Source organism: Amycolatopsis sp. NBC_01488 (assembly GCF_036227105.1).
Taxonomy (GTDB): domain Bacteria; phylum Actinomycetota; class Actinomycetes; order Mycobacteriales; family Pseudonocardiaceae; genus Amycolatopsis.
This window is the reverse complement of the sequence record NZ_CP109434.1, coordinates 6210066-6236905: the sequence shown is the minus strand read 5'-3', so window position 1 is coordinate 6236905 and position 26840 is coordinate 6210066. Positions and strand designations below refer to the sequence as shown.

Annotated in this window: 32 protein-coding genes and 1 pseudogene; 20 read left to right on the top strand and 13 right to left on the bottom strand. The window is 69.3% G+C overall.

Annotated elements, in window-relative coordinates:
• The 7 genes from OG738_RS29620 to OG738_RS29590 all read right to left on the bottom strand — a co-directional run bounded on the left by OG738_RS29620 (window position 1) and on the right by OG738_RS29590 (window position 7033).
• Window positions 1-879 (bottom strand): ABC transporter permease, encoded by an 879-nt coding sequence (locus OG738_RS29620; protein WP_329045745.1) that lies wholly within the window; start codon window positions 877-879, stop codon window positions 1-3.
• A complete protein-coding gene (locus OG738_RS29615; RefSeq protein WP_329045743.1) occupies window positions 876-1820 on the bottom strand; it encodes an ABC transporter permease in 945 nt (314 codons plus the stop codon). Before OG738_RS29615 ends, OG738_RS29620 begins: the two co-directional genes overlap by 4 nt.
• Before the next feature lie 43 nt (window positions 1821-1863).
• The gene (locus tag OG738_RS29610) at window positions 1864-3381 is read right to left on the bottom strand and encodes an ABC transporter substrate-binding protein (RefSeq protein WP_329045741.1); all 1518 of its coding nucleotides are present in this window, start codon (window positions 3379-3381) and stop codon (window positions 1864-1866) included.
• 213 nt (window positions 3382-3594) lie between these two features.
• Window positions 3595-4683 (bottom strand): FAD-dependent oxidoreductase, encoded by a 1089-nt coding sequence (locus OG738_RS29605; RefSeq protein ID WP_329045740.1) that lies wholly within the window; start codon window positions 4681-4683, stop codon window positions 3595-3597.
• A 52-nt stretch (window positions 4684-4735) separates the two neighbouring features.
• Window positions 4736-5473, bottom strand: coding sequence for an SDR family NAD(P)-dependent oxidoreductase (locus tag OG738_RS29600; protein WP_329045739.1), 738 nt, complete (start codon window positions 5471-5473; stop codon window positions 4736-4738).
• Entirely contained in the window at window positions 5470-5994 is a 525-nt protein-coding gene (locus OG738_RS29595; RefSeq protein ID WP_329045737.1) for a nitroreductase/quinone reductase family protein, read from the bottom strand. Before OG738_RS29595 ends, OG738_RS29600 begins: the two co-directional genes overlap by 4 nt.
• A gap of 430 nt (window positions 5995-6424) precedes the next feature.
• Window positions 6425-7033, bottom strand: coding sequence for a TetR/AcrR family transcriptional regulator (locus OG738_RS29590; protein WP_329045736.1), 609 nt, complete (start codon window positions 7031-7033; stop codon window positions 6425-6427).
• Between the two features lie 62 nt (window positions 7034-7095).
• Between OG738_RS29590 and OG738_RS29585 the strand changes: the two genes are divergently transcribed.
• On the top strand, window positions 7096-7242 hold the full coding sequence (locus OG738_RS29585) for a hypothetical protein (RefSeq protein ID WP_329045735.1): 147 nt from the start codon (window positions 7096-7098) through the stop codon (window positions 7240-7242).
• Window positions 7243-7251: 9 nt separating this feature from the next.
• Here OG738_RS29585 and OG738_RS29580 read toward each other — a convergent pair whose 3' ends face one another.
• The gene (locus tag OG738_RS29580) at window positions 7252-7854 is read right to left on the bottom strand and encodes a TetR/AcrR family transcriptional regulator (RefSeq protein WP_329045734.1); all 603 of its coding nucleotides are present in this window, start codon (window positions 7852-7854) and stop codon (window positions 7252-7254) included.
• Window positions 7855-7965: 111 nt separating this feature from the next.
• On the opposite strand from OG738_RS29580, the pseudogene OG738_RS44765 reads away from it, so the two are divergent.
• The 4 genes and pseudogenes from OG738_RS44765 to OG738_RS29560 form a co-directional block, all read left to right on the top strand.
• A pseudogene (locus OG738_RS44765) lies at window positions 7966-8493 on the top strand (MFS transporter); the annotation flags it as partial.
• A gap of 115 nt (window positions 8494-8608) precedes the next feature.
• Window positions 8609-9154, top strand: coding sequence for an MFS transporter (locus tag OG738_RS29570; RefSeq protein WP_329045731.1), 546 nt, complete (start codon window positions 8609-8611; stop codon window positions 9152-9154).
• A gap of 17 nt (window positions 9155-9171) precedes the next feature.
• Window positions 9172-9972 carry a cyclase family protein gene (locus tag OG738_RS29565; protein ID WP_329045730.1) on the top strand — a complete coding sequence of 267 codons (801 nt, stop codon included), beginning with the start codon at window positions 9172-9174 and terminating at the stop codon, window positions 9970-9972.
• Window positions 9969-10901 (top strand): fumarylacetoacetate hydrolase family protein, encoded by a 933-nt coding sequence (locus OG738_RS29560; protein ID WP_329045729.1) that lies wholly within the window; start codon window positions 9969-9971, stop codon window positions 10899-10901. Before OG738_RS29565 ends, OG738_RS29560 begins: the two co-directional genes overlap by 4 nt.
• Window positions 10902-10999: 98 nt before the next feature.
• Here OG738_RS29560 and OG738_RS29555 read toward each other — a convergent pair whose 3' ends face one another.
• On the bottom strand, window positions 11000-11500 hold the full coding sequence (locus OG738_RS29555; protein WP_329045728.1) for a serine aminopeptidase domain-containing protein: 501 nt from the start codon (window positions 11498-11500) through the stop codon (window positions 11000-11002).
• A 1028-nt stretch (window positions 11501-12528) separates the two neighbouring features.
• On the opposite strand from OG738_RS29555, the gene OG738_RS29550 reads away from it, so the two are divergent.
• Entirely contained in the window at window positions 12529-13473 is a 945-nt protein-coding gene (locus OG738_RS29550) for an AraC family transcriptional regulator (RefSeq protein ID WP_329056886.1), read from the top strand.
• A 33-nt stretch (window positions 13474-13506) separates the two neighbouring features.
• Here the strand turns inward: OG738_RS29550 and OG738_RS29545 are convergent, their stop codons facing one another.
• The gene (locus OG738_RS29545) at window positions 13507-14229 is read right to left on the bottom strand and encodes a type 1 glutamine amidotransferase domain-containing protein (protein ID WP_329045726.1); all 723 of its coding nucleotides are present in this window, start codon (window positions 14227-14229) and stop codon (window positions 13507-13509) included.
• Window positions 14230-14474: 245 nt separating this feature from the next.
• On the opposite strand from OG738_RS29545, the gene OG738_RS29540 reads away from it, so the two are divergent.
• The 13 genes from OG738_RS29540 to OG738_RS29480 all read left to right on the top strand — a co-directional run bounded on the left by OG738_RS29540 (window position 14475) and on the right by OG738_RS29480 (window position 23943).
• Window positions 14475-15494 (top strand): type 1 glutamine amidotransferase domain-containing protein, encoded by a 1020-nt coding sequence (locus OG738_RS29540; RefSeq protein ID WP_329045725.1) that lies wholly within the window; start codon window positions 14475-14477, stop codon window positions 15492-15494.
• Entirely contained in the window at window positions 15491-15973 is a 483-nt protein-coding gene (locus OG738_RS29535; RefSeq protein WP_329045724.1) for a nuclear transport factor 2 family protein, read from the top strand. The genes OG738_RS29540 and OG738_RS29535 overlap by 4 nt, the downstream gene beginning before the upstream one ends.
• Before the next feature lie 10 nt (window positions 15974-15983).
• Complete coding sequence (locus OG738_RS29530; protein ID WP_329045723.1) at window positions 15984-16457, top strand: nuclear transport factor 2 family protein; 474 nt, start codon at window positions 15984-15986, stop codon at window positions 16455-16457.
• 14 nt (window positions 16458-16471) lie between these two features.
• Entirely contained in the window at window positions 16472-18001 is a 1530-nt protein-coding gene (locus OG738_RS29525; protein ID WP_329045721.1) for a toluene monooxygenase, read from the top strand.
• Window positions 18002-18004: 3 nt separating this feature from the next.
• Window positions 18005-18307 (top strand): toluene-4-monooxygenase system B family protein, encoded by a 303-nt coding sequence (locus OG738_RS29520; protein ID WP_329045720.1) that lies wholly within the window; start codon window positions 18005-18007, stop codon window positions 18305-18307.
• Entirely contained in the window at window positions 18304-18621 is a 318-nt protein-coding gene (locus tag OG738_RS29515; RefSeq protein ID WP_329045719.1) for an MmoB/DmpM family protein, read from the top strand. The genes OG738_RS29520 and OG738_RS29515 overlap by 4 nt, the downstream gene beginning before the upstream one ends.
• A complete protein-coding gene (locus OG738_RS29510; protein ID WP_329045718.1) occupies window positions 18618-19649 on the top strand; it encodes a toluene hydroxylase in 1032 nt (343 codons plus the stop codon). Before OG738_RS29515 ends, OG738_RS29510 begins: the two co-directional genes overlap by 4 nt.
• Window positions 19650-19657: 8 nt before the next feature.
• Complete coding sequence (locus OG738_RS29505) at window positions 19658-19972, top strand: Rieske 2Fe-2S domain-containing protein (protein WP_329045717.1); 315 nt, start codon at window positions 19658-19660, stop codon at window positions 19970-19972.
• The gene (locus OG738_RS29500; RefSeq protein ID WP_329045716.1) at window positions 19969-21204 is read left to right on the top strand and encodes an NAD(P)/FAD-dependent oxidoreductase; all 1236 of its coding nucleotides are present in this window, start codon (window positions 19969-19971) and stop codon (window positions 21202-21204) included. The genes OG738_RS29505 and OG738_RS29500 overlap by 4 nt, the downstream gene beginning before the upstream one ends.
• A gap of 30 nt (window positions 21205-21234) precedes the next feature.
• Window positions 21235-21969: an iron-sulfur cluster assembly protein gene (locus OG738_RS29495; RefSeq protein ID WP_329045715.1), complete on the top strand. Its 735-nt coding sequence runs from the start codon at window positions 21235-21237 to the stop codon at window positions 21967-21969.
• Window positions 21970-21995: 26 nt separating this feature from the next.
• Entirely contained in the window at window positions 21996-22286 is a 291-nt protein-coding gene (locus OG738_RS29490) for a putative quinol monooxygenase (protein WP_329045713.1), read from the top strand.
• A 109-nt stretch (window positions 22287-22395) separates the two neighbouring features.
• Window positions 22396-23361: an AraC family transcriptional regulator gene (locus OG738_RS29485; protein ID WP_329045711.1), complete on the top strand. Its 966-nt coding sequence runs from the start codon at window positions 22396-22398 to the stop codon at window positions 23359-23361.
• A gap of 270 nt (window positions 23362-23631) precedes the next feature.
• A complete protein-coding gene (locus OG738_RS29480) occupies window positions 23632-23943 on the top strand; it encodes a hypothetical protein (RefSeq protein WP_329045710.1) in 312 nt (103 codons plus the stop codon).
• A gap of 171 nt (window positions 23944-24114) precedes the next feature.
• Here the strand turns inward: OG738_RS29480 and OG738_RS29475 are convergent, their stop codons facing one another.
• A complete protein-coding gene (locus OG738_RS29475) occupies window positions 24115-24579 on the bottom strand; it encodes a GGDEF domain-containing protein (protein WP_329056885.1) in 465 nt (154 codons plus the stop codon).
• Window positions 24507-24917 carry a hypothetical protein gene (locus tag OG738_RS29470; protein WP_329057074.1) on the bottom strand — a complete coding sequence of 137 codons (411 nt, stop codon included), beginning with the start codon at window positions 24915-24917 and terminating at the stop codon, window positions 24507-24509. The genes OG738_RS29475 and OG738_RS29470 overlap by 73 nt, the downstream gene beginning before the upstream one ends.
• 108 nt (window positions 24918-25025) lie before the next feature.
• On the opposite strand from OG738_RS29470, the gene OG738_RS29465 reads away from it, so the two are divergent.
• Window positions 25026-25508 (top strand): AMP-binding protein, encoded by a 483-nt coding sequence (locus tag OG738_RS29465; protein WP_329045708.1) that lies wholly within the window; start codon window positions 25026-25028, stop codon window positions 25506-25508.
• Here OG738_RS29465 and OG738_RS29460 read toward each other — a convergent pair.
• A complete protein-coding gene (locus OG738_RS29460) occupies window positions 25450-26745 on the bottom strand; it encodes an MFS transporter (protein ID WP_329045707.1) in 1296 nt (431 codons plus the stop codon). The genes OG738_RS29465 and OG738_RS29460 overlap by 59 nt on opposite strands.
• Window positions 26746-26840: the final 95 nt, after the last annotated feature.

Genomic DNA, 26840 nt, shown 5'->3' with positions numbered 1-26840 from the left:
TCAGCGACCCCCTTCGGCCGAGGTCAGGGACTGCACGGCGTCACTGACCAACGAGACGCACAGCACCAGCAGGACGATCACCAGACCGGGCTCGACGGTCAGCTGGGGCGCGGAGTTCAGCAGGTTCGCCGCGCTGGTGAGCATGCTGCCCAGGCTGGCGCTGGGCGGTTGCACGCCCAGGCCGAGGTAGCTCAGCGCGGCCTCGGCGAGGATCCCGAAGGCGAAGGTAGTGGAGATCACCACGACGAGCGCGGCGGCGACGTTGCCCAGCACGTGGTCGGCCACGATCCGGATCGTCTTCTGGCCCATCGCCCGGCTCGCCTCGACATAGGTCTCCCCCGCGACCGTCGACGCGGCGGCGCGCGAGACGCGGTAGAACGTCGGCGAGAACGCGATCCCGATCGAAATCATCGCCGGGGTCAGCTGGCGGCCCAGCACCGCCACGACGGCGATGGCCAGGATCAGCGCGGGGATGCTCTGGATCGCGTCGAACGCCCGGCTGAGCACGGCGTCCAGCCGCCCGCCGACGGTGCCGGTGAGCAGACCCACCGGCACACCCAGGACGACGCCGACCACCGTGGCCTGCAGCGCCGCCCACAGCGAGATCCGGGTAGCCGACAGCAGGCGCGCCAGCTGGTCGCGCCCCAGCTCGTCGGTGCCCAGCAGGTGGTGGGGACTCGGTGCTTGCAGGCGATCGAGCAGGACCTGGGCGTTCGGATCGGGCAGCGGCAGCACCGTCGACAGCAGCGCGGCCAGCACGACCACGGCGAACACCACCAGGGCGGTCGCGGCCAGCCGATGGCGCCCGAAGGCGCGCCAGGCGCCGGCCGGCGTCGACGTCGTCACCAGGGCGGACGGACCGACTGCGTTGTCGATCATGCTTTCCTCGCCTTCGGAGCCAGGTAGTGGCAGGCGACGTCGGCCAGCAGATTGGCCGCCATCACCACGCCCGCGGTGACCAGCACGATGCCGAGCACGGTCGGCAGATCGGAGCTCAGCGCGGCCTGCACCGCCATCGAGCCGATGCCCTGCATGCCGTAGACCGACTCGACCACCGCCGCGATGCCGATCATCCGGCCGAGCTGCAGGCCCAGCAGAGTCACCGAGGGCACGAGCGCGTTCTTGGCCACCCGCGTCCGGAGCAGTTCGCCCTCGCCGATGCCCCCGGCGCGCGCGGTCCGCACGTAGTCCTGCCGCGCCACGGTCGCCGCCGACGCCCTGGTCTGCCGGTACAGCGCGCAGATCTGGGGCAGGCTGATCGCGATCACCGGGATGGCCAGGAACTGGCTGTCCCGCCAGACGTCCGCGGTGATCACCGTGGTGCCGGTGCCGGGCAGCAGGTGCAGCTTCTGGCTGAGGATCAGCACCAGCAGCAGGGCGACCCAGAACTCCGGCATGGCAAGCAGGAACCCCGCGGCCGCACCGGCGACCCGGTCCACGCGGCCACCGGGCCGCATCCCGGCGTACAGGCCGAGCGGCACGGCGAACGCCGCGGTGACCACCAGGGACGCCAGCACCAGCGCCGCCGTGACCGGCAGCCCCTGGGCGATCTTCGTGGTGACCGGGACGTTGCCGTACCACGATTGACCGAGGTCGCCGTGGAACAGCTGCGCCAGCCAGTGCCCGTATCGCTGCAGGGTCGGCTGGTCGAGGCCGAGCTGGTGACGCAGCCGGGCGACCGAGTCCGGCGTCGCACCTTCCCCGAGGATGGCTCGCGCCGGATCGGTCGGTGACACCGCGGTCAGGGCGAACACCAGGAAGCTGACGACGAACAGCAGCGGCACCGCGATGGCGACCCGGCGGCCGATCATCTTCACCATGGGTGCCTCCCGCAGGAGGCCCCGGTCACCAGCGCGACCGCGTTCATGACACGCTCGCCGCGCTGGTGTCCAGCACGAGCGGGTCGCGCGCGCTGACCCCGGAGACGCCCTTGGCCGTGGCGTACTGCAGGTTCTGGTTCAGGATCACCACGTTGAACGCCGAGTCCTGGTAGGCCGCGGATACCTTTTGGTAAGCCGTGGCCCGGGCCGCTGGGGTGGTGGCCGCGTCGGCGGCGGCCAGTGCGCTCGTCAGGGCCGGGTCGTGGTAGCCGCCCGGGTTGTAGGCGGGCGCGGACATCGTCGCCAGTGGGATGGCCGGGTCGGCCCCGCCGGTGTTCACCGAGTAGTACGCCTGCGCTTTACCAGCGTCGAGGGTCGGGAGCAGCTGCGCGACCGGCATCGGGGAGATGGTCATCGTGATACCCGCCTTGGCCAGCATCTGCTGGATGGCCGTGAGCTCGGTCTGCAGCTGGGTCCCGGCGGAGGAGACCACTGCGGTGAAAGAGATCCCGCCGGGATGCCCGGCCTCGGCGAGCAGCGCCTTGGCCCGGTTGACGTCCGGCGTCGGCGCGGCCAGTGCGGAGTCGTAGGCCCACGACTTCGGTTGCACCGGCTGCGCGGTGACAGTGCACGCGCCGCCCAGCAGCGAGTCGCAGATCGTCTTGCGGTCGACGGCCAGCGAGACGGCCTCACGGACCTTCGGGTCGGCGAACACCCCGGACTTGTTGAGGTACAACAGATGCAGGTAGCTGAGGCCGGAGTCGGCGACGGGCAGGCCCGCCGCGGACAGCGTCTTGCCGTCGGTGGGCGCGCCGGTCAGCATCACGGCCTGGACGCTCTGCCCGGTCAGGCCCGGGACGAAGGTCGACTCGGCACCGACGCGGACGTGGATGGTCGGCACCTTCTGCACCGACGGGTTCCAGTAGCCCTGGTACGCCGTGTAGACCATGTCGCTGCCCGGCTGGGAGCTGTCCGACACCTGCCAGGGCCCGGTCCCGACCGGATGAGTTGCGTAGTTCGCGTTCGGCCAGGCCTTGGGGCTGCCCATCATCCCGGCGGGGCCGGCGAAGAAGCCGAGCAGCGAACCGGCGGCCGACTTCAGGTGCAGCACGACCGTGGCCGGATCCGGGACGTCGACCGAGCCGATGGCACCCAGCTGGCCGCCGATCACCGACTTCGGGTTGGTCTTGCCCCGCTCGATGTTGCTCTTGACCGCGGCGGCGTCGAAGGGAGTTCTGTCCTGGAACGTCACCCCGCCACGCAGGGTCAGGGTGAGCGTGGTGCCGTCCGGGGAGTACTTCCAGGCGGTGGCCAGCCCCGCCGACAGAGCGCCCTGGGCGTCTTCCTTCAGCAGGGTGTCGAACACCGGCATCATGAACTCGCCGCTGGACGGGGCGGCGTTCGTCTGCGGGTCGTAGTTCTGCCCGCCGTCGGCGGCCACCAGGACGGTGAGCGACCCGCCGCCCCCACTCGGGTTCGACGCCTCCCCTGCCGCCGTGCATCCGGCGGCTGTCAGTGCTGATACGGCGACTACGACCGCGGCGGTGCGGCGAGACTTCATGGTTGCCACCTTCTCCGGACGGGTTCGGCCCGACGTTGGACCCGACCCCCGAACGGGCATAGTCGATATATTAAACATGCATGATTAGTTCCCGCAAGAGGTACGTCGAGTTCTTCTCGGAACAGCCTGACCTGCTGGGATCCCCGGAGCGCACCGGTAACCTTGCCGTGACCAAGCCGGGCACCGCGAGCCACAACGCTCGCGGTGGCCAGTTCACCTTGTCGTCGGACGCGGTTGGACCCCGCCGGGCATGTTCCCGCGCTGGGCGTAGATCACGCTCGGGGCCGACGTCGTGGTCATCATCCGGCTGGTCTCGTAGGAAAGCCGCTGCAGCGCCTGCGCCTCCGGCTTGCGCATCCGTTCGAAACTGGCGAGCGCGGTCGCCACGGCCATCCCCGGCGTGGTCAGCAGCTCCGCCAGCATCGCGGCGTCCTCGAACCCGGCGCCCGCGCCCTGCCCCAGCACCGGGGACATGGCGTGCGCGGCATCGCCCGCGAGCGCGACCCGGTTGCGGGCCCAGGTGTCCACCACGGCCTGGTTGATCCCGGTGAAGTAGCTCTCCGGGTTGGTGCGCATCACCTCGGTCAGCAGGCTCAACGGACCGGGCAGCTCGGGGAACAGCGTCGCCAGTTCCGCGGGGGTGAGTTCGGCCCGGTTGCCCTCCTCGCCGTGCAGGAACACGATGCCGTGCATCTTCTTCCCGCCGTCCACCAGGAAATACGCGATGGTCGCGTCGTCCCCGCCCGCGGCCATCGCCGCCACCGACAGCGAGGAGTCCGGAGACGGCGCCTGGAACCGCACCACCGAGGTTCCGGTGTAGGTGGCTTCCGGTCCGCCGAACACGTGGTGGCGGGTCCACGAGTGGATACCGTCGGTGCCGATGACCGCGTCGAAGGTCCCGCTGGTGCCGTTGTCGAATTCGACGTCGACGCGGTCACCGTGGTCGTTCAGGTCGCTGGGCCGGACGCCGGTTCGCACCAGGTCGGAAACCCCGTCCAGCAAAGCCAGCTGCAGCGCCGACCGGCTGAACATGAGCGGAGCCTCCGTCACGATCCCGTCGAGCAGTCCCGCCTTGGCGTCGAACATCAGGTACCGCTTGGCCTGGTAAGCGGGCCAGGCGGTGCGGTCGGTGACGCCGAGCCGGTCCAACGCCGCGAGATGGCGTGGGCTCAGCCCGATCGCCCAGCCCGCTTCGGTGATGATCGGCGCCTGCTCGACCACCACCGGGTCCACCCCGTAGTGGCGAAGCCCGTTCGCCAGAGCCAACCCCGTCAAACCGCCGCCGATAATGAGAATACGCATTTCGAATCCACCCCTTGATAGTGATTTTCCTTGGTATTACCGAGAAAACGCGTCACGCTACGGCCATTCCGCCGTCCACCGCGACGATCTGTCCGGTCACCCAGTTCGACGCCGGCTCGGCCAGCAGATAGATCCAGCGCGCCACTTCGCCCGGCTCGCCCATCCGCTTCAGCGGGAGCCGCTCGGCCTGGATCTTCTTGCTCAGCGCCACACCCTCCGGCGACCCGGCGTTGTTCTGGATGGGCGTGTCGGTCGGGCCGGGCGCGACGGCGTTGACGCGGATCTTGTCTCCCGCCAATTCGGCGGCCCAGGATTTCGACAAGTAGTCGAGAGCGGCCTTGGACGCACCGTAGAACGCCGCCCCCTTACCGTGTGGGCGTTGTGCGACGGCACTGGTGACGTTGACGACGGATCCGCCTGCCGCCTTGAGATACGGGAGCGCGGCGCGCACCAGCTGGGTCGGCGCGAGCACATTGGTCCGGAACAACCCGGCGACGTCGTCGGGATCGGCGTCCTCGAGGGTCGCGACGGCGAGCAATCCTGCGTTGTTGACGACGGCGTCCAGCCGCCCGAAGACCGCGATGGTGCGTTCGACCAGTGCTTTCGCCTGCCCCGGCTCGGAAATATCACCGACGAAGTAGTTGGCCCCGTTGTGCGCGGCGGCTTCGGCGAGCGGGGCCTCGCGCCGGCCGCCGATCATCACCCGCCAGCCGCGCTCGGTGAACAGGTCCGCGGCAGCCTGGCCGATGCCGGACCCTCCCCCGGTGATCAAAACGACTTTTCCGGTCATTTCGACGCCCCTTCCCCGGTGAAGGCGACGATGGGGATTTCACGGCCGGCACCGGCCAGATAACCCACCAGGCCGGGGTTCTGCTCCTGGATCACACCCCACAGATCGTCCCGCTCGTCCCCGCTGAGCACCGTCGCCACGGCGACGTAGGATCCCTGGGCGTCTTCGATCCGCACCCGCGGTTCGGCCACCAGGTTGAGGTACCAGGCCGGATTCGACGCCCGGCCGCCGTTGCCCGCCACCACGATCACCCGGTCGTCCTGCTTGAGGAACACCTTCACCGGGGTCGTCCGCTCGCGACCGCTCTTGCGGCCGACCGTGGTCAGCAGGATGTGGTTCTCCCGGCCGACGCCGGGCGCGGCCACGATCTCACCGCCACCGCGGAACTGCTCGATCACCTGCGGGTTGACTGTCTTGAACTCCACTGAAGCCCTCCTGTCGGCACCGGCCCCGATCAGCCCGTACAGCACAAACGAAAACGTACGTTTTCGTAACCAGGACACTACTGCCCGGTTCGCCATAGCGCAACGCTCGTTTTCGTTTGACTCCGGAACAGTCAAGAGAAGGGCCCTCGATGCCGGCCGTTCCGCCGAAGACGGAGTCCGGGACAGCGGCGCGTCCCCGGAATTTCCCGTGGCAAGCCGCCGCGCCCACGGCGCCGACACTCGCACGCCGATCGCCGCGGTCCCGCAGGCATCACGCTCGCCGCGATCAGGATCCGCGCACTCCCGGCCGGCCGGGCTCATCGACGCCGGGCTGCGGCCTGGCGACGCAATCGGCTACGCCGCCAGGCCGGCCGGGACCTCCGCGTCTGGGTCGTCGGTCAAGGCGAACGTCAGGACCCCTTCTCCGGAAGCCGCAAGATCGCCGTCTCCCGGCCGCACCGGCGAAGGTGGCCGACCTGCCCGCGCTCGACCGATGGCTCACCCCCGTCGACCGAACCCCGCGGGTTCAGCCTTTCGCCAGTGCCACCCCTAGCGAAGCCAACCCACCGATCAGGTGATCCGCGGACACCTCCGCCACCAGGTTGTGCCCGACCAGGATCCCCGGCATCAAGCTCATCAGGACGGTCGCGAGCTGCGCGTCGTCCGTCCCCTCCGGCACGACGCCTTCCGCTCGCCACCGAGCGGACAACTCGGCGAGTTTCTGCTGCACACTCAGATAGAACGACCGGGTACGTTCCCCGTGCGCCGGGCGGCGCAGCGCCTCGCCCCAGGCCTGGATCGCGATCCGGGTCAGGTCGTAGTCGGAATTGGCCGTCCGCGAGGCGACCCCCACCAGCATCGCCTCGATGACCTCCGCCGGCGTCGGCGTCGGACGCCGCTCCAGCAGCCGGTCGAACATGTCCCGGACGAGCACGAGCGCCTCGTCGGCCGCGGCGTCGATGAGCTCGTCCTTGCTGCGGAAGTACCGGTAGACCGCGCTCGAGGACATTCCGGTCGCCGCGATGATGTCGTCCATCGAGGTCACGTGAAAACCGTTGCGGGAGAAGCAGCTCCAAGCGCTGACCAGGATGTGCCGGCGGCGCTCCTCCCGGAGTTCTTCGCTCAGGCGGGGCATTCGCCCAGTCTAAACGAAAACGTTGGTTTCCGTCAGCCGGGGTGGTCCGGAAGAAATCGACCGTGACGACCGAGGACTTCCGGTATTTCCTGAAGAACGTCTACGGGCCGGCCTACGAACCGCCGATCGACGCGATCGTCCAGATCAGCTTCGAATCCGAAGAGACGATGCGCGAAGCGCTGCACCGCGCTCCCCTCGTGACGCCTTGAGGCGGTAGCTCAGCCGTAGCGCAGGGCGGCGACGATGAACGAGCGCAGGATGTCCTGCTTCCGGTCGATCAAGGGCTTGTCGGTCAGGTTGCTCACCCTGACTTCGTAGGAAGACTTGGTCAGCGCGCCCACGGCGAACAGGTAGGCCCAGTGGTGGAAGCCGTCCGGCTTGCCGGGCAGCGCTGCGCGTAGGGCCTTGATGAACTCGCGTGCCATCGGGTCGAACAACTCCGCGATGACCGGCCGCTCCTGACTCGAGGGGTCGGAGGCCTCGCGCATCACGAGCCGGGCGAACCAGATGTCGTCCGGGTCGTCGTGCAGGGCCAGCACGGGGTCGGCGAAGGCGTGCACGATCTGCTCCACCGCGTCCTCGGCACGCAGGTCCGGAATCGCTGCGAGGCGGGCGAGCCGCTCCTCGTTGACGTACTGCCGGTTCTCGAAGATCGCCACGTAGAGGCCGAGCTTCGAGGTGAAGTGGTAGACCACCAGGGAGAGCTTGGCGTCCGCCTCCGCGGCGATCTGACGCATCGTCGCCCCGTCGTAGCCTTCTCGCGCGAACACCTTTTCGGCCGCTCGCAGGATCGCCGCACGGCGTCCGCCGTCACTCGTCACCGGGCACATCCTTACCGATCGCCGAAACCCGCTCTTGCCCCATCCTACTGTACGTACGTACAGTCAGTCGCCAACGGGGACGAAGAAGTTCACCGAAGGGACTGGTCCGTTATGAGGACTTCCATCAGAGGGGTCGTGCTCGCCGGGGCGTTCGTGGCCTACATGTTCGACGCGCTCGAGATCCTGCTGCTGTCCTACGCGCTGCCGGACATCCGCGCGACGTTCGGGCTCACCGCGGCCCAGGGCGGCTTGCTCGCGACCGCGACACTGCTCGGCATCGGGGTGAGCAGCGTGACCGTCGGCTGGCTGGCCGACAACCACGGCCGCAAACGGGCGCTGCTGCTCTCGCTCGCGGTGTTCGGCGTTTTCACCGCGGCGCTCCCGCTGGTGCCGAACTTCGCGGTCTTCCTGCTGCTGCGCTTCGCCGCGGGACTGGGACTCGGCGGGGTCTGGGGCGCCGTCTCGACGTACGTGGTCGAGACGTGGCCCGCGGCCCAGCGCGGCCGGGCGGTCGCCTTCGTGCTGAGCTCGTTCCCGATCGGCGGGGCGATCGCGGCGCTGCTGGCCGGCGCGCTGCTGCCGGACTGGCGCCTGCTGTTCTTCCTGGCCGGCGCCGGCGTGGTGGTACCGATGCTGATCGTCGGCCTGTTCTTCACCGAGTCGGCGGAATGGGCCGAGCAGAAGAGCACTCCGGTGAAGATCGCGGAGATCTTCTCCCCCCGCGCTGCGGCGGCAAACCCTCCTCGGCACCGCGGTGGCCGCGCTGGCCCTGTTCGGCTGGTGGGGCGGCTCCACCTGGCTGCCGACCTTCCTGCACACCGACCGCGGCATCCCCGCCGCGACCGTCGCCCTGTTCATGACCGTCCTGAACCTGGGGATGTTCGTCGGCTACAACGTCTTCGGCCTGATCGCCGATCGGATCGGCCGCAAGTACGCGCTGCTCCTGTCCCTGGCCGGCGTGGGGCTCACGCTACCGCTGTACGTGGTCGCCGCCGACCGCACGGCGCTGCTCTGGCTGGGCCCGCTGTTCGCGTTCTTCGCCGCCTTCAGCGGGATCTTCGGCGCCTACCTGGGCGAACTGTTCCCGACCCGGGTCCGGGCGACCGGCGCCGGGTTCTGCTTCAACGTCGGGCGCGGCGTGTCCGCCTTGGCGCCTTTGGCACTGGGCGCGCTGGCGACCGGCGCCGGGCTCGGCACCGGCCTGCTCGTGTGCGCCGGGATCATCCTCTGCGCGGCGGTCGTCATGACCTTCCTGCCCAATCTGCGCAGCGCGGCTCCGGTCCCCGCGCTGGCCACCTGAGACCCCGGGAGAACCCCATGCCCACGTTCGTCGACATCTCCGTCGCGCTGCGGGACGGCATCGCCTCCGACCCACCCGGGTCGCGCCCGCAGATCGAGTACCTCAGCCACCGCGACACCGTCGACGGCATGCTCGCCCACTTCCCCGGCGCGGGCCCCGACGTCCTGCCCGACGGCGAGGGCTGGGCCATCGAGCGGATCCAGCTGACCACCCACTGCGGCACCCACCTGGACGCGCCGTACCACTACGCGTCCACAATGGACAATGGACAGCGGGCCATCACCATCGACGAAGTACCGCTGGAATGGTGCTTCCAGCCCGGCGTGAAGCTCGACTTCCGGGCGCTGCCCGACGGCTACGTCGTGACACCCGACGACATCGACCTCGAACTCAAGCGGATCGGGCACACGCTCAGCCCCCTCGAGATCGTCGTCGTCAACACGGCCGCCGGGACGCGCTACGGCGAGGGCGACTACCTCGCCCGGGGCTGCGGCATGGGCCGCGACGCCACGCTGCACCTGCTCCGCCAAGGCGTCCGGGTCACCGGGACCGACGCATGGAGCTGGGACGCGCCGTTCGTCCACACCGCCCGCCGGTTCGCCGAAACCGGCGACGGCTCGATCATCTGGGAAGGCCACCAGGCAGGCCGGGAGATCGGCTACTGCCACCTCGAAAAGCTGCACAACCTGGAAGCGTTGCCCGCCAGCGGGTTCCGGATCTCCTGCTTCCCCCACAAGATCCACGCCGCCTCCGCCGGCTGGACCAGGGCCGTGGCCATCATCGACGACACCCCTTCGCACCACGAGGAGAACGCATGAAGTTCGCCGCACTGCAGATCGACGGCCGGTACCGGCAAGCGCTCGTGCACGACGACCTGCTGCACCCGCTCCCGCCCGGCACCGACCTGTTCGAACTGCTGGCCGCCCGCCCCGGCGAAGACGAGGTCGTGCGCCGGTGCGCTGCGCCCGTCGCGCTCGCCGGGCAACGGCTCCTGCCTCCCGTCCAGGCCGGGTCCATCCGCGACTTCATCACGTTCGAGCAGCACGTCGAAGGCTCGTTCAAGGGCAGCCGCGACCCGGCGGTCGTCCCGGAGTGGTACGAGATCCCCACGTTCTACTTCACCAACCCGTACGCGCTGATCGGCCCGGCCGACCCGGTGCCGATGCCACCAGGCTGCACCGTCTTCGACTTCGAACTCGAAGTCGCCGCCATCATCGGCACCGGCGGCCGCAACCTGCGCGTCGAAGAAGCGGAAGGGCACATCGCCGGCTACAGCATCTTCAACGACTGGTCGGCGCGCGACCTGCAGATCCACGAAATGCGCATCGGCCTCGGCCCGGCCAAGGGCAAGGACACCGCCTCCACGCTCGGGCCCTACCTGGTGACCCCGGACGAGCTCGAGCCCTACCGCCAAGGCGACCGGTTCGACCTGACCATGTCGGTGTCGGTCAACGGCACCTCCATCGGCAAGGACTCGCTGGCCAACTCGGCGTGGTCGTTCCCGGAGATGGTCGCTTACGCCAGCCGCGGCACCGAAGTGCGCGCCTCTGACCTCGTCGGCTCCGGCACCTGCGGGAGCGGCTGCCTCGTCGAACTGTGGGGCCGCAACGGCGGCGAGCGCGTACCCCCGCCGCTGGCGATCGGCGACACCGTGACCATGGAGGTGACCGGGCTGGGCACCATCGAGAACTCCGTCATCGCCGGCGATCCCGTGCACCCCGTGCCCACGGCCCGCCGCACCCGGTGAGCTCGGTTCGTCCCAGCTGTCCGGCGGTGCCCCGAGGCGCACCCGGGCCTGCATCTGACCGCTCTCACGATGCTGGTCCACGGGCGGGGGCGCGCTCGCTATGACTTACGTCGGCGTGCCCAGCGGGTTGCTCGCCTCCGACTGCCGCGAGCATCTGGGCGGGCTACGCTCCGCGAGCGGCGCGCGGGCCTGTACAGCGAGATCTTTTCGGCCCACGCCAGCATTTCCGCGACGATCTCGGCGCGGTTCGTCTCGTTGAGGATCTCGTGCCGGGCGCCCGGGTACACCCGTACCGTCAGGTCCTTGATCCCCGCGTCCCGGTACCGCTGCACGAGCACGTCGAACAACGCGAGGTTGCCGTTCACCGGGTCCTGATCCCCCACCGCCAGGTACATCGGCAGATCCGGGTGCATCCGGGAGACCGCGGCCGGGTCGGCGAGCCAGCGGGCGCCCGCGAACATCGCCTTCGTGTTCACCGGATCGAACCCGCACAACGGGTCTGCGACGTAATCGTCCACTTCGGACTCGTCCCGGTCGACTTCAGGGTGCGTTCCTCGACCGGCGGCCCGCAGGTCGGCGCGCTCATCATGCCTGCCCACCCTGGCCGTCGAGCCGGAAACTGCCCTCGACGGCCAACGTACCGGCAGAAACCGACCGCTCAGAGGCGGGACAGTCTAGGTGGCGCCATCCCAAAGACTCGACCCGGTCCGCCCTGCACACCGCGCGCTCCTCCGCGTCCGACGCTCCATCGTCAGCAGCACGTCGACTCGGATCAGCAGCCCGAACTCAACAAGCCCAGGCCGTGCGGCCGGGGCTTGTCTCCCGAATTGGGGTCCACCCAAGCACTCTCGGGTTAACGCAGTCGAGTCACCGCCAGCCCGCCCGACACCTGATCGGCGGTTACGAGCATGCGTTGCACTGGCAGCACCAAATTTGCCTGGCGATCGTCCGGCGACGGCGCCCTGAACTAATGACGCTGAAGCCGCCCCTTCGGGAAGGAACGAGAGCGCACGACCTGCGCGGCTACGCGTTTGACCTGGTCCAGCCACGTGGCCCACTTCCCTGACGCGGAAGAGGTCATCCGACGACGCCGACCTTCGCACGCGAGTTGAGCCGCAGGTCGCAGTCCCTGGGCGTCGTCGCGGAGCAAGGGCCTTGCGGTCGGATGGAGACGAAAATGTTGATCGCGTCCGAACTAGGTCGGCCACTTAGTGTTAGACGGCCGCGCCGCCGAACCAGATGATCTTACAACTTGGTGTCGTGGTGTCTCCTTTGCTTCTTGAGCGGAGTTGGTCGTCGAGACGCGCGCCGTCGAAGTCGACCTGAGCGGGTACTTCCGCTCTGGGAGCGGTCAACAGCCTGCTCTGGAGTCTCGGTCCGGGGGGCTCCAGTAGTCCTCGACGTGCGCCGGGTCCTCGGCGTCGTGCAGCGCGGCAGCTCGGCCGACAGAGCGGGCAGCGCGCCGAACGTGGTGACGACCCGCGCGTTCACCGGCCCGCCGAGCAGGCCGCACGCGAATCCACAGATAGCCGCCCGGAATCCGCAGTCCCGCGGGATCGGCTGCGGCCTACCGTGGAGCTCTGGGCCGACGAGGGTCCACGGACGGGAGGCGAACGACGTGACGGACATGCTCCGGCCCCTCGAAGAACGCCACACGGCAGGTGACCTGCTCGCCGAAATCGCGGACCGCGCGCCCGCACTCGGTGGCAACCCCGGTGGCTGGCCGGGCCTGACCTTCTACCGCTACACCCGGCCCGTCGCCCCGCAGTGGGAAGAGGTGCGGTCCCTGTCGCTGTGCATCATCGCGCAGGGGCGCAAGTGCGTGGTCGCCGACGGGCGCGCACACGCGTACGACCCGTTCAACTACCTGGTGCTGAGCGACCGCCAGCACTTCACCGCGGAGATTCTCGAAGCCACGCCGGCCAGGCCGTTTCTTTCGCTGGTGCTGCAGGTGGACCCCGCGCTGGTGCGGCGGGTGTCGGCCGACGTCCTCGACCGGCGGGCCACCACGTTCGACCGGGTGGCCCACAACCAGTCCGAGCGGGCGTTCGTCACCCCGCTGGACTGCACGCTGATGTCGGCCACCCTGCGGTTTCTCCGCGCGACGGGCACCGGCGCGGACCGCCGGGTGCTGGCGCCGATCTACCTGGCCGAGATGGTGTACCGGATCCTGCAAGCCGAGCAGTACTCGCGGCTGCTGGAGATCGCGGCGTCGGAGGTGGCGCGCAACCCGGTGAGCGAGGTCGTCTCCTACGTGCAGGACAACATGTCCGAGCCGCTGACGGTGAGCGACCTGGCGGAACGGGTTTCGCTCAGCCCATCGGCGTTTTCGCACCTCTTCCGTGAGGTGACGGGGAAATCGCCGTACCAGTTCGTGAAGGAGATGCGGCTCCACCGCGCGCGCGACTTGTTGATCGAAGGAAGGCTGAGTGTCACGCAGGTGTCGAAGGCGGTCGGCTACGCGAGCGCGTCGCATTTCATCAACGAGTTCCGCGCGCGATTCGGGGCGACCCCGCGCGCGTATTCCGATCTTCGCGCGCTTCGCGAGGAGTTCGACGTCCGGAACGGGTGACGGGGGTGACCCCGCGGGCACCCCCGTCACGGCTCAGTGGACGGTCTCGACCGGTTTCAGCGCCTCGGCGAGCCGCTCGGCCAGTGGGGCCGACGAGGCCGGGTTCTGTCCGGTGTAAAGGTTTCCGCACACCACCACGTGGGGTTCCCAAGCGCCGGCGCTCTTCTCGAACCGTCCGCCTCCGTCGACGAGACGATCTTCCAGCAGCCACGGTGCCTTGTCGGCGAACCCGACCTGCCCCTCCTCGACGTTGCTGAAGCCGGTCACCCGGCGGCCCGCGAACAGCCACCGGCCGTCGGCGCCCGTCGCCGGCAGCAGCGCCGCCGGCCCGTGGCAGACCGCGGCCACGGGCTTGCCCGCGGCGTCGAACTCCGCGATCAGCCGGCCGAACTCCTTGCTGGCAGCCAGGTCCTCCATCGGCCCGTGTCCACCCGGGACGAACACGAAGTCGAACTCGGCGGGGTCGGCCTCGTTCAGGTCGGCGGGTGCGCCGAGTTCGCTCGCGATGCTTTCGAGGTAGGCGCGGAACCGTTGTCCCGGCTCGGCCGAGCCGCCGTTCATCTCGGGGCTGAAACCGGCCTCGTCGGCCGTCGGGACCACCGCGCCCGGGGTGGCGATCACGAGGTCGAAACCGTTGTCGCGGAAGATCTCGTGCGGCACCGCCAGCTCCTCGGGCCAGAAGCCGCACGGGTGCCGGGTGCCGTCGGCCAGTGTCCAGTGGGCCGAGCCGGACACCGCGAACAGTACGCGTGTCATGGGGAAGACCTCGCTCTCGATGAGGATTGACTCCGGCGCCGTCGGCCGGAAAGACCGCCCCGAAAGTAGCCGCCGCGGCCGTACTGCGAGCCGGTTCGTGCACGAATCTTGCAGACCTCGACCGGAACCCGCACCGGTTGCCGGAATCCGCACATCTTCCGCAGGAATCTTCGATGCGGCCGGGATCACCCGGCGGCTAGCGTTTCGGCACGCCCACCGAAACCGCACGTTCACCTGGAGGTCACATGGCGCGCATCGCCTACCTCGTCTCGAGTGCGAAGGAGATCGAACTCGCCGACGGCAGCCGGCACACCACTGGCTACTTCGCCGAAGAGGCCGTCAAACCGTACGACCGGTTCGTCGACGCCGGGGCCGAGGTGGTGGTGCTGACGCCCGACGGCGAGCCGCCGTTCGCGGATCCCTACGGGCTGGAGTCGTTTTTCCACTACCCCGAAGAGGACCAGGACTTCTTCGCGTCCGTGGCCCGCACGTTCCACCACGACCCGGACGACATCCGGATCACGCTGCACCAGAACACCGAGCTGGGCCTGGTCGCCGCGCGGCGGATCGCCGAGCGGCTCAAGGCCCGCGGGCTTTCACCCGCCGAGGCCCACGCACTGGTCAGCAAGGCCGCCAAGATCGCCTGGCGCCAGGACCGGCAGCTCGCCGACGTGATGGTGGACGACGGTCTCGACGGCGGCCTGCCCGCGGAGGAGATCCGGGCCGCGGTCGCCGAGCTGGACGCCGCGAGCCGGCAACTGGCCGCCGACCGGAAGGCCAGGCTGGACGCCATCCCGGGTTTCCGGCAGCCCACCTCGCTGGCCGGCTTGAGCGACGCACAGCTCGCCGAGTTCGACGCCGTGTTCGCCCCGGGCGGCCACGGGCCGATGGTCGACCTCGCCGACAACCCCGACGTGGCAAGGCTGCTGAAGGTGCTGCACGACAAGCAGGCCCCGATCGCCGCGCTGTGCCACGGGCCCGCGCTGCTGCTGTCGGCCCCCGAACGCGAAGACGGGCAGTGGCTCTTCGACGGGTACCGCCTCACCTGCTTCACCGACGAAGAGGAGGACCAGACGGTGCCGGGCAAGCTGGGCCTGCCCTGGTACGTCGACACGGCGCTGAAGAACGCGGGCGCGGTGTTCGACGACGGGCCGTCGGCGTGGGTCTCCCACGTGGTCGTGGACCGGAACCTGATCACCGGCCAGAACCCCGCCTCCACCGAGGCGACGGCCGATGCGCTGCTGAAGGCGGTGGGACAGCGATGAAACTCTTCACCCGCAGGGACCAGGCCGAAGCTCAGGCCGAGACCGCCGCGGAAGCGACCCCGGCGCAGACCGTGTCGGCCTTCCTGACCGCCTTCGGCAGTCTTGACGTCGAAGCCGCGCTGTCCGTTGTGGACGATTCCGCGCGCGTGGACATCCACCCGACCGGGCTGCGCGAAGGCGGACCGGCCGATCTGCGGGCCTTCCTCACCGAGACCGCCACCGCGTTTCCGGACCTGCTCGTGACGGTGAAGAACCTGATCGAGACCGGCTCCGTGGTCACCGCGGAGCTGAAGGTGGAGGGCACGCAGGCGGCGGGCTACCTCGGCGCGATCAACCAGGAGAAGCACCTCGACGTGGACCAGGCCTGGCGGTTCACCGTATCCGGTGACCGCATCACCGGCGTCGACGCGTACTGGTGCCAGAACCAGCTGTACCGGCGGCTCGCCGTGAAGCGCCTCGACCAGATCTCGCTCGTGTGAGGGGAATCCGATGACGACAACCGAACCGCGCAGCCGCAGCCGGGAAGCGGCCGGCCGGGTCACGGCCTTCTTCGACGCCTACCGGCGCCACGACGTCGACGCGATGACCGACCTGTGCGCCGACAACGCCGACTTCTTCTACGTGCCGTTCGAGTTGTGGGGGAAGCAGCGCGTGCTGCGCGGCGACGGCAAGGTGAAGACGGTCGGCAAGACCATCTGGGTTGGGCTGATCGCCTCCTTCCCCGACCTGTTCACCGACGTCCACACCGTCGACGCGAACGACACCGGCGACGTGGTGGTCCGCTGCGACATCGGCGGCACCCAACAGCTCGCCTGGGGTGCCGCCGAACCTCGCGGACAGAAGTTCAGCGAGCCCCACCTGTTCCTCTTCCACGTCGATGGCGACGGGCTCATCGACCGGATCTCCGCCTACTGGGACGGGGCAGGCATCAACCGCCAGCTCGGCCACCTCGAAGTCGACTGAGAAGGGAAGCACCGATGACGCTGCTGAAGCGGGAAGAGTGGCAGGGGTTCGTCCGCGACGTCGACTGGACCTACAGCTACGTCGACGACGAAGCCGTGTTCCCCGAATGGCACAGCGGAACCGGCAAGGTGCCACGGGAAGCCTGGCTGGGCTGGGAAGAGGACTACAAGGTCACCTACCCCGACTACGTGGCGACCCAGCGCGACAAGGAGCAGTCCGCGTACGCGGTCAAGGCCGCGCTCCAGCGCTCGACCACGTTCGACCACCTCGACGAGGGCTGGAAGTCCTCCACCAAGATGCACTTCGGCGGCGTGGCGCTGGTCGAGTACGCGGCCGTGCTCGGCGAGCTGAAGATGGCGCGGTTCGGGCTGAACGCGGCCTGGCGCAACATGGCCGCCTTCGGCCAGCTGGACGAGCTGCGGCACGCGCAGATCACCACGTTCTTCGGGCACGAGTTCATCAAGAAGGACCCGCAGTACGACTGGACCCAGAAGACGTTCCACATGGACAACTGGGTGCCGATCTCGCTGCGGAACCTGTTCGACGGCATGATGATCGCACCGAACGTGGTGGACCTGGCGATCGCGCTGCCGTTCACCTTCGAGACCGGGTTCACCAACCTGCAGTTCATCGCGCTCTCGGCCGACGCGCTGGAGGCCGGCGACGTCAACTTCGCCAACATGATCTCCTCGATCCAGACCGACGAGGCCCGCCACTCGCAGCAGGGCGGCCCCACGATGGAGATCCTCGTCGAGCACGACCCCGTGCGCGCCCAGTGGATCATCGACAAGAACTTCTGGGGCTCGGCCCGCGCGTTCGCCGCGCTCACCGGCCCGGCGATGGACTACTACACCCCGCTGGAACACCGGAAGCAGTCCTACCGGGAGTTCATGGAGGAATGGATCGTCGACCAGTTCGTCCACACGATCGAGGACTACGGGCTGAAGAAGCCGTGGTTCTGGGACGAGTTCATGCGCGGCCTCGACACCTGGCACCACGGGCTGCACATGGGCCTGTGGACCTGGCGCCCGACGCTGTGGTGGCGCCCGAAGGCCGCCGTCAGCAAGGACGAGCGCGACTGGCTGCGCGAGAAGTACCCGAACTGGGAGCAGGTCTACGGCGACAAGTGGGACGTGATCATCGACAACATCAACGCCAACAACGTCGAGGCCACGCTCCCCGAGACGCTGCCGTGGCTGTGCAGCATGTGCAACCTGCCCTGCTGCAACGCCGAGCAGACCCGGTCCGGCCGCTGGCGCATCCCGACCTACCAGCTGGACTACGACGGCAAGACCCACCACTTCTGCACCAACGCCTGCCGCCAGATCTGGTGGAAGGACCGGGACAACGTCAACCACGAGACGCTGATCGACCGGTTCCTCGCCGGGCAGATCCAGCCGATGGACGTCGGCGGCATCCTCACCCACATGGGCCTCACGCCCGAGGTGATGGGCGACGACCCGGACTACGAGGCCTGGACCAGGGACTACGTCGGCCGTCCCGCGACGGGCCTGGCGCTGGCCGCCGGCCACGGGGAGGACTGAGCCATGGCCGGAACCGTCGAGCTGGGGCCTGAGGACCAAGCCCCGCAGCTGGTGCCGCTCAACGCCATCTTCGCGGACGACTTCGTGCAGATCCTGGTGCCGGTCACCACCGCGGACACGATCCGGGAGGTGGCGGCCGCGGTCGCCCACCACGTCGAGGGCAAGCGCGTGCGGGCCCGCGACGCGGAGAAGGTCGTGTTCCACAAAGGACGGCGACTGCCGCCGGAGCTGACCGTGGCCGAGGCGGGCATCGGGCCGCTGGACCACGTCCGCGTCGAGTACGACCTGCAGGAGGGAGCACGGTGAAGAACCCAGTGGGCCCGATCCTGCGCATGGGCGACGAGGTGGAGCAGGTGATCGCGGCGATCGAGGACGACAACCCGGACCAGGAGATCGAAGTCATCGACCGGGGTGCGTACGTCCGGATCCAGGGTGAGGACCGGGTGGTGCTGACCGAGGAGACGCTGCGGCGCTACCTCGGCAGCGAGTTCGAGATCCGCTCGCTCGAAACCATGATGTCGTCCTTCGCCGGGCGTGCCATCACCACGAGCGGCTCGATCGTGTGGGAACGGATCTCGGCGCGCAAGGCCGCGTCGGCCGGTGAAGAGGTGAGGGCATGACACAGCCGAAGAAGGCAAGGCCGCGCAAGACGTTCAGCGCGTTCGGCGACATCCGCCGGATGCCGAGCGACTACGAGATCGTCACGCACGCCCAGAACTGGACGCTGCGCAAGAACCGCACGGGCGCGTTCGAGCAGAACCCGTCCTCGCCGGCCAACCTGTGGTTCCTGACCTACCGCGACAAGTCGCCGTTGCAGGTCGACGACTGGGACGCTTTCCGCGACCCGGACGCGTTGACTTACAAGACATACGTCACGGTGCAGGCCGAAGCCGAGGCGAAGACCGGTGGCGTGCTCGAAGAGTACGCGGGCTCGGACGCCGCGCTCGCGCCCGGGCAGCTGGCGCTGCTGACCTCGCTGTTCACGCCGTCGCGCTACCTCCTGCACGGCTGTCAGCAGATCCAGGCGTACCTCGGCTACCTGGCCCCGACCTCGTATGTGACCAACACGGCGGGTTTCGCCACGGCCGACTACCTGCGCCGGGTCACGCTGATCGCGTACCGGACCCGCGAGTTGCAGATCGCGCACCCGGACAGCAGGGCCGGTACCGCCGAGCGGCAGATCTGGGAGAACCTCGACGCCTGGCAGCCGGCCCGGCGCGCGGTGGAGAAGGCGCTCGTCAGCTACGACTGGGGTGAGGCGTTCGTTGCGTTGAACCTGGTGCTCGCGCCGACGTTCGACGACGTGCTGGTGCGGCAGTTCAAAGAGGTCTCGCGCGAGAACCGCGACGAAGAGTCCTGGTTGCTGCTGTCGTTCCTGCAGGAGGACAACAACCGGCGCAACCGGTGGAGTTCGGCGCTGGCGCGGTTCGCCGTCGAGCAGCGGCCGTCGAACGCCGACGTGCTGCGGCGCTGGATCGACCGCTGGTCGCCGATCGCGGACGCGGCGGCGGCCGGGCTGGGTGAGCTGCTCGAGACCCGGCCGGAGCACGGCCGTCCGGCGAGCGAGGTGGCCGCCGGCGCGAAGGCCGCCCGCGAGGCGTTCCACGAGCCGATCTTCGAGCCGGAAGGGATGCGTGCGGCGCGGTGAACGGAGCGATGACCGGGCAGTGGCAGGAGGCCATGCAACTCGACGAGCTGTGGGAAGGCGAGATGGCGGGCGTCGAGGTCGGCGGGGAGAAAGTCCTGCTGATGAACATCGACGGCGACGTGCGGGCGTACCGGAACCGCTGCCCGCACCAGGCCTGGGCGCTCGACGAGGGCGACTTCGACGGCGAGACCCTCACGTGCTCCCGGCACCTGTGGGTGTTCGACGCCCGCAGCGGCTCCGGGGTCAACCCGGACAACTGCCGGCTCACCTCGTTCCCCTGCCGGGTGGACGAGGACGGCACGATCCGGGTGGACGTCGGATGACGACCAAGCGTTGTGTGCTCGTGGGCGGCGGTGTCGCGGCCGCGTCGGCCGCCGCCCACCTGCGCAAGCGGGGCTTCGACGGTGACGTCGTGCTGGTCGGCGAGGAGACGGCGGCGCCGTACGAGCGGCCGCCGCTGTCGAAGGAGTTCCTGACGGGGCCGCCGGAGCTGGTGCGGCCGTTGACACCGGACTGGTACGCGGCCAACGGCGTCGAGTTGCGGCTCGGCGTGCGCGCCGTGGCCCTCGACGTGGCCGGCCGGAGCGTGGGACTGTCCACAGGGGAGCGTCTGGGTTACGACGACCTGGTGCTGGCCACGGGTGTGCGGCCGCGACGCCTTTCCGGGTTCGACGGCGAGGGTGTCCACTACCTGCGCACGGCCGCCGACGCCGGACGACTGCGTGCCGAACTGGCGACGGCGCGGCGGATCGCGATCCTGGGCGCCGGGTTCATCGGGTGCGAGGTGGCCGCGTCCGCCACCGCGCTCGGCACCCAGGTCACCCTGTTCGAGCCCGAGCCCGCTCCGCTCGCGCGGGTGCTCGGCGCGGCCATCGGCGCGGTACTGATGGACATCCATCGCGAACGCGGCGTGGAAATCCGCCCGGGCGAGCACGTCACGGCCCTCGACCGCGGTCGGCACGGTTTCGTGCTGACCACCAGCCGCGGCGACCGCGTGGAGGCCGATCTGGTGGTGGTCGGTATCGGCTCAGTGCCGAACGTTGAGCTGGGGCAGGACGCCGGGCTCGCCGTGGCGAACGGCGGGCTCGCGGTCGACGAGTACGGGCGGACGTCGGCGCCGCACGTGTACGCGGCCGGTGACGTCGCGGCCCAGCACCACCCGCGTTACGGCACGCGGATCCGGGTCGAACACCACGACACCGCCGTGCGCCAGGGCGCGAACGTCGCCGCCAACCTGGCGGGCGAGGTGACGCCCTTCGAGGAGGCGCACTGGTTCTGGTCCGACCAGTACGAGCACAGCCTGCAGTCGACCGGCCGCATGGGCGCCTTCGATTCGGTGGTGCTCCGCGGACGCCTGGCCGACCGCAGCTTCTCGGCGTTCTCGTTGGTGGACGGCCGGATTCAGGGTGTCATCTCGCTCAACCGGCCCGGTGACGTGCTCGCGGCCCGCCGGATGCTGTTCGCACCGCACGAGGTGACGGCCGAGCAGCTCGCCGACGAGTCGTTGCCGCTGAAACGGCTGATGCCGCGCACCAAGACAGCATCCCGGGCCTGAGCCCGGTGAGATCACCGAGGAGGAACTGTCGTGACGACCCTTGCGGTGCTGGAAACGGTGGCGCCCCAGACGCGGGTGACAGCCGCCGACGCCCGGACGGCGCTGGCGCGCGTGCGTGGGCTGAGCGTGGTGGACGCGGTCGCGAAGCTGCGGCGCGGGCCCGGTCGTACGTGTGAGCCGGTCGCCCGGGTGCTCGACAAGGCACTGGCGAACGCCGGCCGAGCCGGGCTTTCTGCCGGGCAGCTGATCGTGGCCGGCGGTTCCGCCACACCCGCGGAGCCGATCGTGCGGGTGCGGCGGAAGGCGCACGGCAAGGCCGACTGGATCAGCAGCGAGACAGCCGACGTGCGTGTCGAACTGCAACCGGCAGGCGCGTACGAAGCCGCCGCCGTACCGGCGCCCGTCGTGGCCGCGGACGAACCCGTCGTCGACAGTGCGCCGGCGGACGCGCGGTCGGTTCCGGTGCGGGAGGCGCTTTACGACGTGCTCGACCCCGACCTGGGGGTCAACGTCGTCGACCTGGGGTTCGTGCGTGGCGTGACGGTGGACGAGCACAACGTCGCCACGCTGACCATGACGCTGACCTCACCCGCCTGCCCGCTCACCGGGATCATGGAGGACCAGATCCGGACGGCGCTGCTGGAGGACGCCGCCGTCGTCGCGGACTTCCGGGTGGCGTGGGTCTGGTCCCCGTCGTGGCGGCCGTCGGACATCAGCGACGCCGGCCAAGAGCAGCTGCGCGCCATCGGTTTCAGCAAATTCTGAGCAGCTCTGAGCACTTCGGAGGATTCATGGCTTATGTCGTCATCGCCACCTGGGTCGCGAAGCCTGGGCAGGCGGAGAAGATTCGGCAGATCCTGGAAACCGTCACGCCCGGCAACCGGGCGGAGGAGAAGATGCTGGAGTTCCAGGCGCACGTGAGCCGGGACGACCCGGACACCTTTGTGCTGTACGAGAAGTACGTCGACGCCTCCGGGTACGCCGATCACCGCGCCACCGACGCGTTCCAGAAGCATGTGCTCGGCGAAGCGATCCCGAACCTGGCCGAGCGGAGCGTGCGGGAGTTCGAGACCATCGGGTGAGCGGGCTCGGACAGGACTCGCTTCGCTCGGCTGCGCAGCGTAAACTCGTGGGTCCAAACGGCCGAGTCGCCGGTGCGGTCGGGGCGGCTCCGTGACGTCGGAGGCAGGCATGGTGCGGTCCGTTCCGCCGCTGGAAGATCGGATGACGCCCGGTGACCTGATCTCCGAGCTGGCGGGACGCGCACCGGAGGTCGGTGGCAACACCGGGCTGTGGCCGGGGCTGACGATCTACCGCTTCCACGAGCCCACCGCGCCCAGCTGGGAAGAGGTCCAATCGCTGTCACTGTGCGTGGTCAGCCAGGGTCGTAAGTGCGTGACGGTGGACGGGCAGCCCTACCGGTACGACCCGTTCAACTACCTGGTTCTGAACAGCCACCTGCACTTCCAGGCCGAGATCCTCGAGGCCACCGTCACGAAGCCCTTCCTCTCCTTCGTGCTGCAGATCGACCCCGCGGTGGTCCGGCGGGTGTCGGTGGAAATGCTGGAACAGCGGCGTGCGGAAATGCTGGTCGACAGCCCGCCGGATCCGTCGAAGGCGTTCGTCTCGGCGCTGGACTCCGGGCTGATGAGTTCGGTCATCCGGTTCCTGCGCGCGCTGTCCACCGGGCCGGACCGGCGGATCCTGGCGCCCGCGTACCTGCAGGAGATGGTCTACCGCGTGCTGCAGGCCGAGCAGTACGAGCGGCTGCTGGAAATCGCCGCGGCGCAGCAGAACCACGATCCGGTCGCGCGGGTCATCACGTTCATCCAGGACAACCTGGCCGAGCCGCTGACCGTCACCGACATGGCGGAGCAGGTGGCGATGAGCCCGTCGGCGCTGACCGCGCTGTTCCGGCAATCCACCGGGAAGTCGCCGTACCAGTTCGTCAAAGAGATGCGGCTGACCAGGGCGCGGGACCTGCTGGTGCGGGGCAACGGCACCGTCGTGTCGGTGTCCCGGGCGGTCGGCTACCCGAGCGCGTCGCATTTCATCAACGAGTTCCGCCGCCGCTTCGGGCTGCCGCCGCGGGCGTACTGCGACCTGAGCACACTGCGTTCACAGCTGGGCGCGCAGCACATCGCAAACCGGACCTGACCCCTGCCGCTCACCCGCCGCGACCACCGGCCTGGCCCGGGTCTTCGTCATGACGCCGAGCCGTCTCCCAGCATCTCCGCGTCCTGCGCGAATGAGCTGTCGCCGGAGGAGACAGCGAGGATCGTGAGCGGAGCTCTGCCAATTCCGCTGGTAGCCGCCGACGCCGGCCAGTTCTGACTACGCTGTTCGACAGGCTTGTCGTGTCCGGCTCGCCGATCCGCCCGTTCCTGCGCGAACTGTCGACCACTCGAATGGCCCAGCGACGGGGCGGTGACGGTCGGACTCCATGGACCGGTTCACCTCGATCTCGAGGTGAACAGCGTGCAGCGCCAGCGCACCGGATTCGACGTCTACACCTCCTCCGGCGGCTACGTGCTCGACCCGGCGGTGCACCTGGGCGAGAGCGCGGCGTGGGGGCCAGCTCCGCGGGGAACGATGTGCGACCTGGTCGTCTTGGACAGCAACGCGACGTTCAAGATCGGAATCTCCGACTGGAAAATGCCCGCAGACGACACACAAGCCTGCAAGGGCAGGGTAAAAGCCATCGCCCAGGCGTTCTACGACGTGATGCAGCCGCACTGATGCCCGTTCTGCGCTATGGCCTGGACGAGCCGCGCGTGGCGTAGCTGCTGCGGGTGCCAGGAGACGTCAACACCTGGCTCCAGCCCGCGTAGCCGGTGTATACAGGCCAGCGAATACTGCTCCCCAGAGGTCACACGACGAATCGCGCAGCGGACACCTGCTGTGGCCGCCTCAACAGCTGGCGAGGGCTACCCGGTCGCGACCGGCCCGCTTGCCCGCGTAAAGCGCGTTGTCGGCAGCTCGGACGAGCCCATCCAGACTGGGTTCGGGAATCTCGGGATGGAGCGCAGCGCCGACGGTGACCGTCAACGGGATGAGTTCACCGGTAGGCGCGGTGATGCGAAGCGCGCGGATACGGGTACGGATGGGTTCGGCGATCGCGCGGAGTTCGTCCTCCTCGACGCCGGGCAGGAGGGCGGCGAACTCTTCCCCGCCGTAGCGGCCGACAGTGTCACCCTGGCGAACCGCCTTGGTGACCACGGTGGCGACCTTCGCGAGCACCTCGTCGCCGACGGGATGGCCGTGGTTGTCGTTGATGCGCTTGAACCAGTCCAGATCGATCATCAGGAGGCCAACCCGGGCCGCCGTGGCCTGGGCCCGTTCCAGAGCATGCCTGGCCTGCTCGTGCCAGGTGATGGCGTTGAGCAGCCCGGTGCGCTGGTCGGTACGGGCGGCCAGCTTGTACTGGTCGAGCTGGACGCACTGGTGCAGGCGAACGTCGGGACGATCATCAGCAGCGCCAGCGCAACGAACACACCGAGTGCGAGCTGGGCGACCTCGAGCAGGTTGTCCGATGCGCTGCCGAGCACCTGACGCGGGTGCTCGATGGTCACCGTCCAGGCGATGACCGCGCCGACGAGTGCGGTGTTGACCGTCCACTGCACGCCGCCCGCAGCCACCACGGCCGCCAGATCGCCTGGTGGTACCTGGCAACGCTCGAACTGACCGACCGTTTGCTCGCCCGTTCCGAACAAACACCGTAACCACTGCCGTCCTCGACACCCGGCCGGGCGGAACCCCTATCACCACGTCGGCGGCGGTGGCCGCGCCGCCGACGGCGCGAGTGAGCCGAGCACACGCCCGTGGTCCGTTCTCGACGCACTCGACCATTGGGCTTCGACCACCCCGGACAACCCGTTCCAGTGGAGGGACGGGTCGCCCGTGACCTACGCGGAGTTCCACGAGCGAACGCGCGCCTCGCCGGCGGGTTGCGCGAACTGGGGGTCACCGAGGGCGACACCGTTCTGGTGATGCTGCCTAACGGACCGGAGATCGTGCACGCCTGGTTCGCCTGCAACGCGCTGGGCGCCCCACCACACCGCCTGCCCGAACCATCACATCCCGCAGCACCCGCTCACCGCGACGAATCTCGGTCCTCATGTTCCGGTTCCTTCCGGCTCTGGCCCCGGTGCGGCAGCTTGTTGCCCGCCCGGTCGATCACGGCGATCGCGCGAACAGCCGGTTGGTTCCGGCTTCCGGAACGGTGTCGCGGGGGTGCGTGTCCACTCAGGCCTCCAGTTCCCGGCGCCCGGTCTCGGGTGTCGCCACCGTGGCGGCCATGCTGATCAGCGCGGCCACCACGACGGCGATCGCCACGCTGGTGCCCGTTCCGGTGCGGCCCACCAGCCACACCGCGAAGATCGGCGCCGTGCCGCCGAACAGGGCCGAGGCGATCCCGAACGCCAGCCCGCCGCCGCTGACCCGGACGCGGGTCGGCAGCAGCTCGAGCATGATCGGGATCTGGACGGCCTGGTGCAAGCCGATCGGGATGACGATGACCAGCTGCGCCAGCAGGACGAACCCGAACGTCCCGAGCCCCATCAGCAGGAACACGGGCACCGAGAGCACCACGAACAGGATCTGGGCGGCGAAGAGCACCGGGCGGCGGCCGATCCGGTCCGCCAGCCGCCCGGCCGGCGGGATCACGCACATCATGAAGCACTGCGCGATCAACGCGCTGGCGAAGGTCGCGCGCTCGCCGAGGTGCGCGTGGCCGAGCAGGTACGTGGGCACGTAGGTCAGGAAGATGTAGAACGCGAAGAAGCTGCCGCACAGGAACACTCCGAGCAGCCGGAGGATCCGGCCCAGGTGCCGCGGGTTGGTCACCAGTTCCACGATGGGTGCCCGGACCACCTCGCCGTGCTCGGCCAGCTTGGCGAACTCCGGAGTCTCGGTGAGCCGGGCCCGGACGAACCAGCCGACCGCGCCCAGCGGCGCTGCGACGAGGAACGGGATGCGCCAGCCCCACTCGGCCAGCGCGTCGTGCGGCAGCACAGTGGACAGCAGGGTGGCCACCAGCAACGCCAGGACGCTGCCCGCGGCCGCGCCCACCTGGACCCAGCTGGCCGAGAAGGCCCGGCGGCGGGCGGGAGCGTGCTCCAGCACGAGCGAACCGGCCGCGGGGACCTCGCCCCCGGTGAAGATGCCCTGGGTCAGCCGGCAGAGCACGACAAGCACCGACGCGGCCACGCCGATCGACGACGCCGAAGGCAGGACGCCGATCACCGCCGCCGAAAGCGAAGCGCCGAAGATCGTGACCGCGAGGATCCGGCGCCGGCCAAGCCGGTCGGCGAAGTGGCCGACCACGACCGCGCCGAGCGGGCGGGTGACGAACGTGGACAGTAGGCCGACGAACGTGGCCAGCAAGCCGGCCACCTCGTTGTGCGCCGGGAAGAACTGCGGAGCGAGGAACACCGCGAAGTAGCCGTAGATGGTGAAGTCGTACCACTCGATGACCTGACCCGCCGCGCCGCCGAGGCGGACGGTGAGCTGCCGCGGGGTGCGGGTCGGGGAGGTGGGCATCGTTGACCCCTGTTTCCGCGCGGCCGCGCACCACACCGGAACGTGCGCCGGTGGGTGGTGACGCGCTGTGCGAAGTTGGTGTCCGGGACGTCCCG

Excerpts from the sequence above, each read along its gene's own strand:
- OG738_RS29620 (WP_329045745.1), bottom strand. The coding sequence starts at position 879 with ATGATCGACAACGCAGTCGGTCCGTCCGCCCTGGTGACGACGTCGACG.
- OG738_RS29615 (WP_329045743.1), bottom strand. The coding sequence starts at position 1,820 with ATGGTGAAGATGATCGGCCGCCGGGTCGCCATCGCGGTGCCGCTGCTG.
- OG738_RS29610 (WP_329045741.1), bottom strand. The coding sequence starts at position 3,381 with ATGAAGTCTCGCCGCACCGCCGCGGTCGTAGTCGCCGTATCAGCACTG.
- OG738_RS29605 (WP_329045740.1), bottom strand. The coding sequence starts at position 4,683 with ATGCGTATTCTCATTATCGGCGGCGGTTTGACGGGGTTGGCTCTGGCG.
- OG738_RS29600 (WP_329045739.1), bottom strand. The coding sequence starts at position 5,473 with ATGACCGGAAAAGTCGTTTTGATCACCGGGGGAGGGTCCGGCATCGGC.
- OG738_RS29595 (WP_329045737.1), bottom strand. The coding sequence starts at position 5,994 with ATGGCGAACCGGGCAGTAGTGTCCTGGTTACGAAAACGTACGTTTTCG.
- OG738_RS29590 (WP_329045736.1), bottom strand. The coding sequence starts at position 7,033 with ATGCCCCGCCTGAGCGAAGAACTCCGGGAGGAGCGCCGCCGGCACATC.
- OG738_RS29565 (WP_329045730.1), top strand. The coding sequence starts at position 9,172 with ATGCCCACGTTCGTCGACATCTCCGTCGCGCTGCGGGACGGCATCGCC.
- OG738_RS29560 (WP_329045729.1), top strand. The coding sequence starts at position 9,969 with ATGAAGTTCGCCGCACTGCAGATCGACGGCCGGTACCGGCAAGCGCTC.
- OG738_RS29550 (WP_329056886.1), top strand. The coding sequence starts at position 12,529 with ATGCTCCGGCCCCTCGAAGAACGCCACACGGCAGGTGACCTGCTCGCC.
- OG738_RS29545 (WP_329045726.1), bottom strand. The coding sequence starts at position 14,229 with ATGACACGCGTACTGTTCGCGGTGTCCGGCTCGGCCCACTGGACACTG.
- OG738_RS29540 (WP_329045725.1), top strand. The coding sequence starts at position 14,475 with ATGGCGCGCATCGCCTACCTCGTCTCGAGTGCGAAGGAGATCGAACTC.
- OG738_RS29535 (WP_329045724.1), top strand. The coding sequence starts at position 15,491 with ATGAAACTCTTCACCCGCAGGGACCAGGCCGAAGCTCAGGCCGAGACC.
- OG738_RS29530 (WP_329045723.1), top strand. The coding sequence starts at position 15,984 with ATGACGACAACCGAACCGCGCAGCCGCAGCCGGGAAGCGGCCGGCCGG.
- OG738_RS29525 (WP_329045721.1), top strand. The coding sequence starts at position 16,472 with ATGACGCTGCTGAAGCGGGAAGAGTGGCAGGGGTTCGTCCGCGACGTC.
- OG738_RS29520 (WP_329045720.1), top strand. The coding sequence starts at position 18,005 with ATGGCCGGAACCGTCGAGCTGGGGCCTGAGGACCAAGCCCCGCAGCTG.
- OG738_RS29510 (WP_329045718.1), top strand. The coding sequence starts at position 18,618 with ATGACACAGCCGAAGAAGGCAAGGCCGCGCAAGACGTTCAGCGCGTTC.
- OG738_RS29505 (WP_329045717.1), top strand. The coding sequence starts at position 19,658 with ATGACCGGGCAGTGGCAGGAGGCCATGCAACTCGACGAGCTGTGGGAA.
- OG738_RS29500 (WP_329045716.1), top strand. The coding sequence starts at position 19,969 with ATGACGACCAAGCGTTGTGTGCTCGTGGGCGGCGGTGTCGCGGCCGCG.
- OG738_RS29490 (WP_329045713.1), top strand. The coding sequence starts at position 21,996 with ATGGCTTATGTCGTCATCGCCACCTGGGTCGCGAAGCCTGGGCAGGCG.
- OG738_RS29485 (WP_329045711.1), top strand. The coding sequence starts at position 22,396 with ATGGTGCGGTCCGTTCCGCCGCTGGAAGATCGGATGACGCCCGGTGAC.
- OG738_RS29460 (WP_329045707.1), bottom strand. The coding sequence starts at position 26,745 with ATGCCCACCTCCCCGACCCGCACCCCGCGGCAGCTCACCGTCCGCCTC.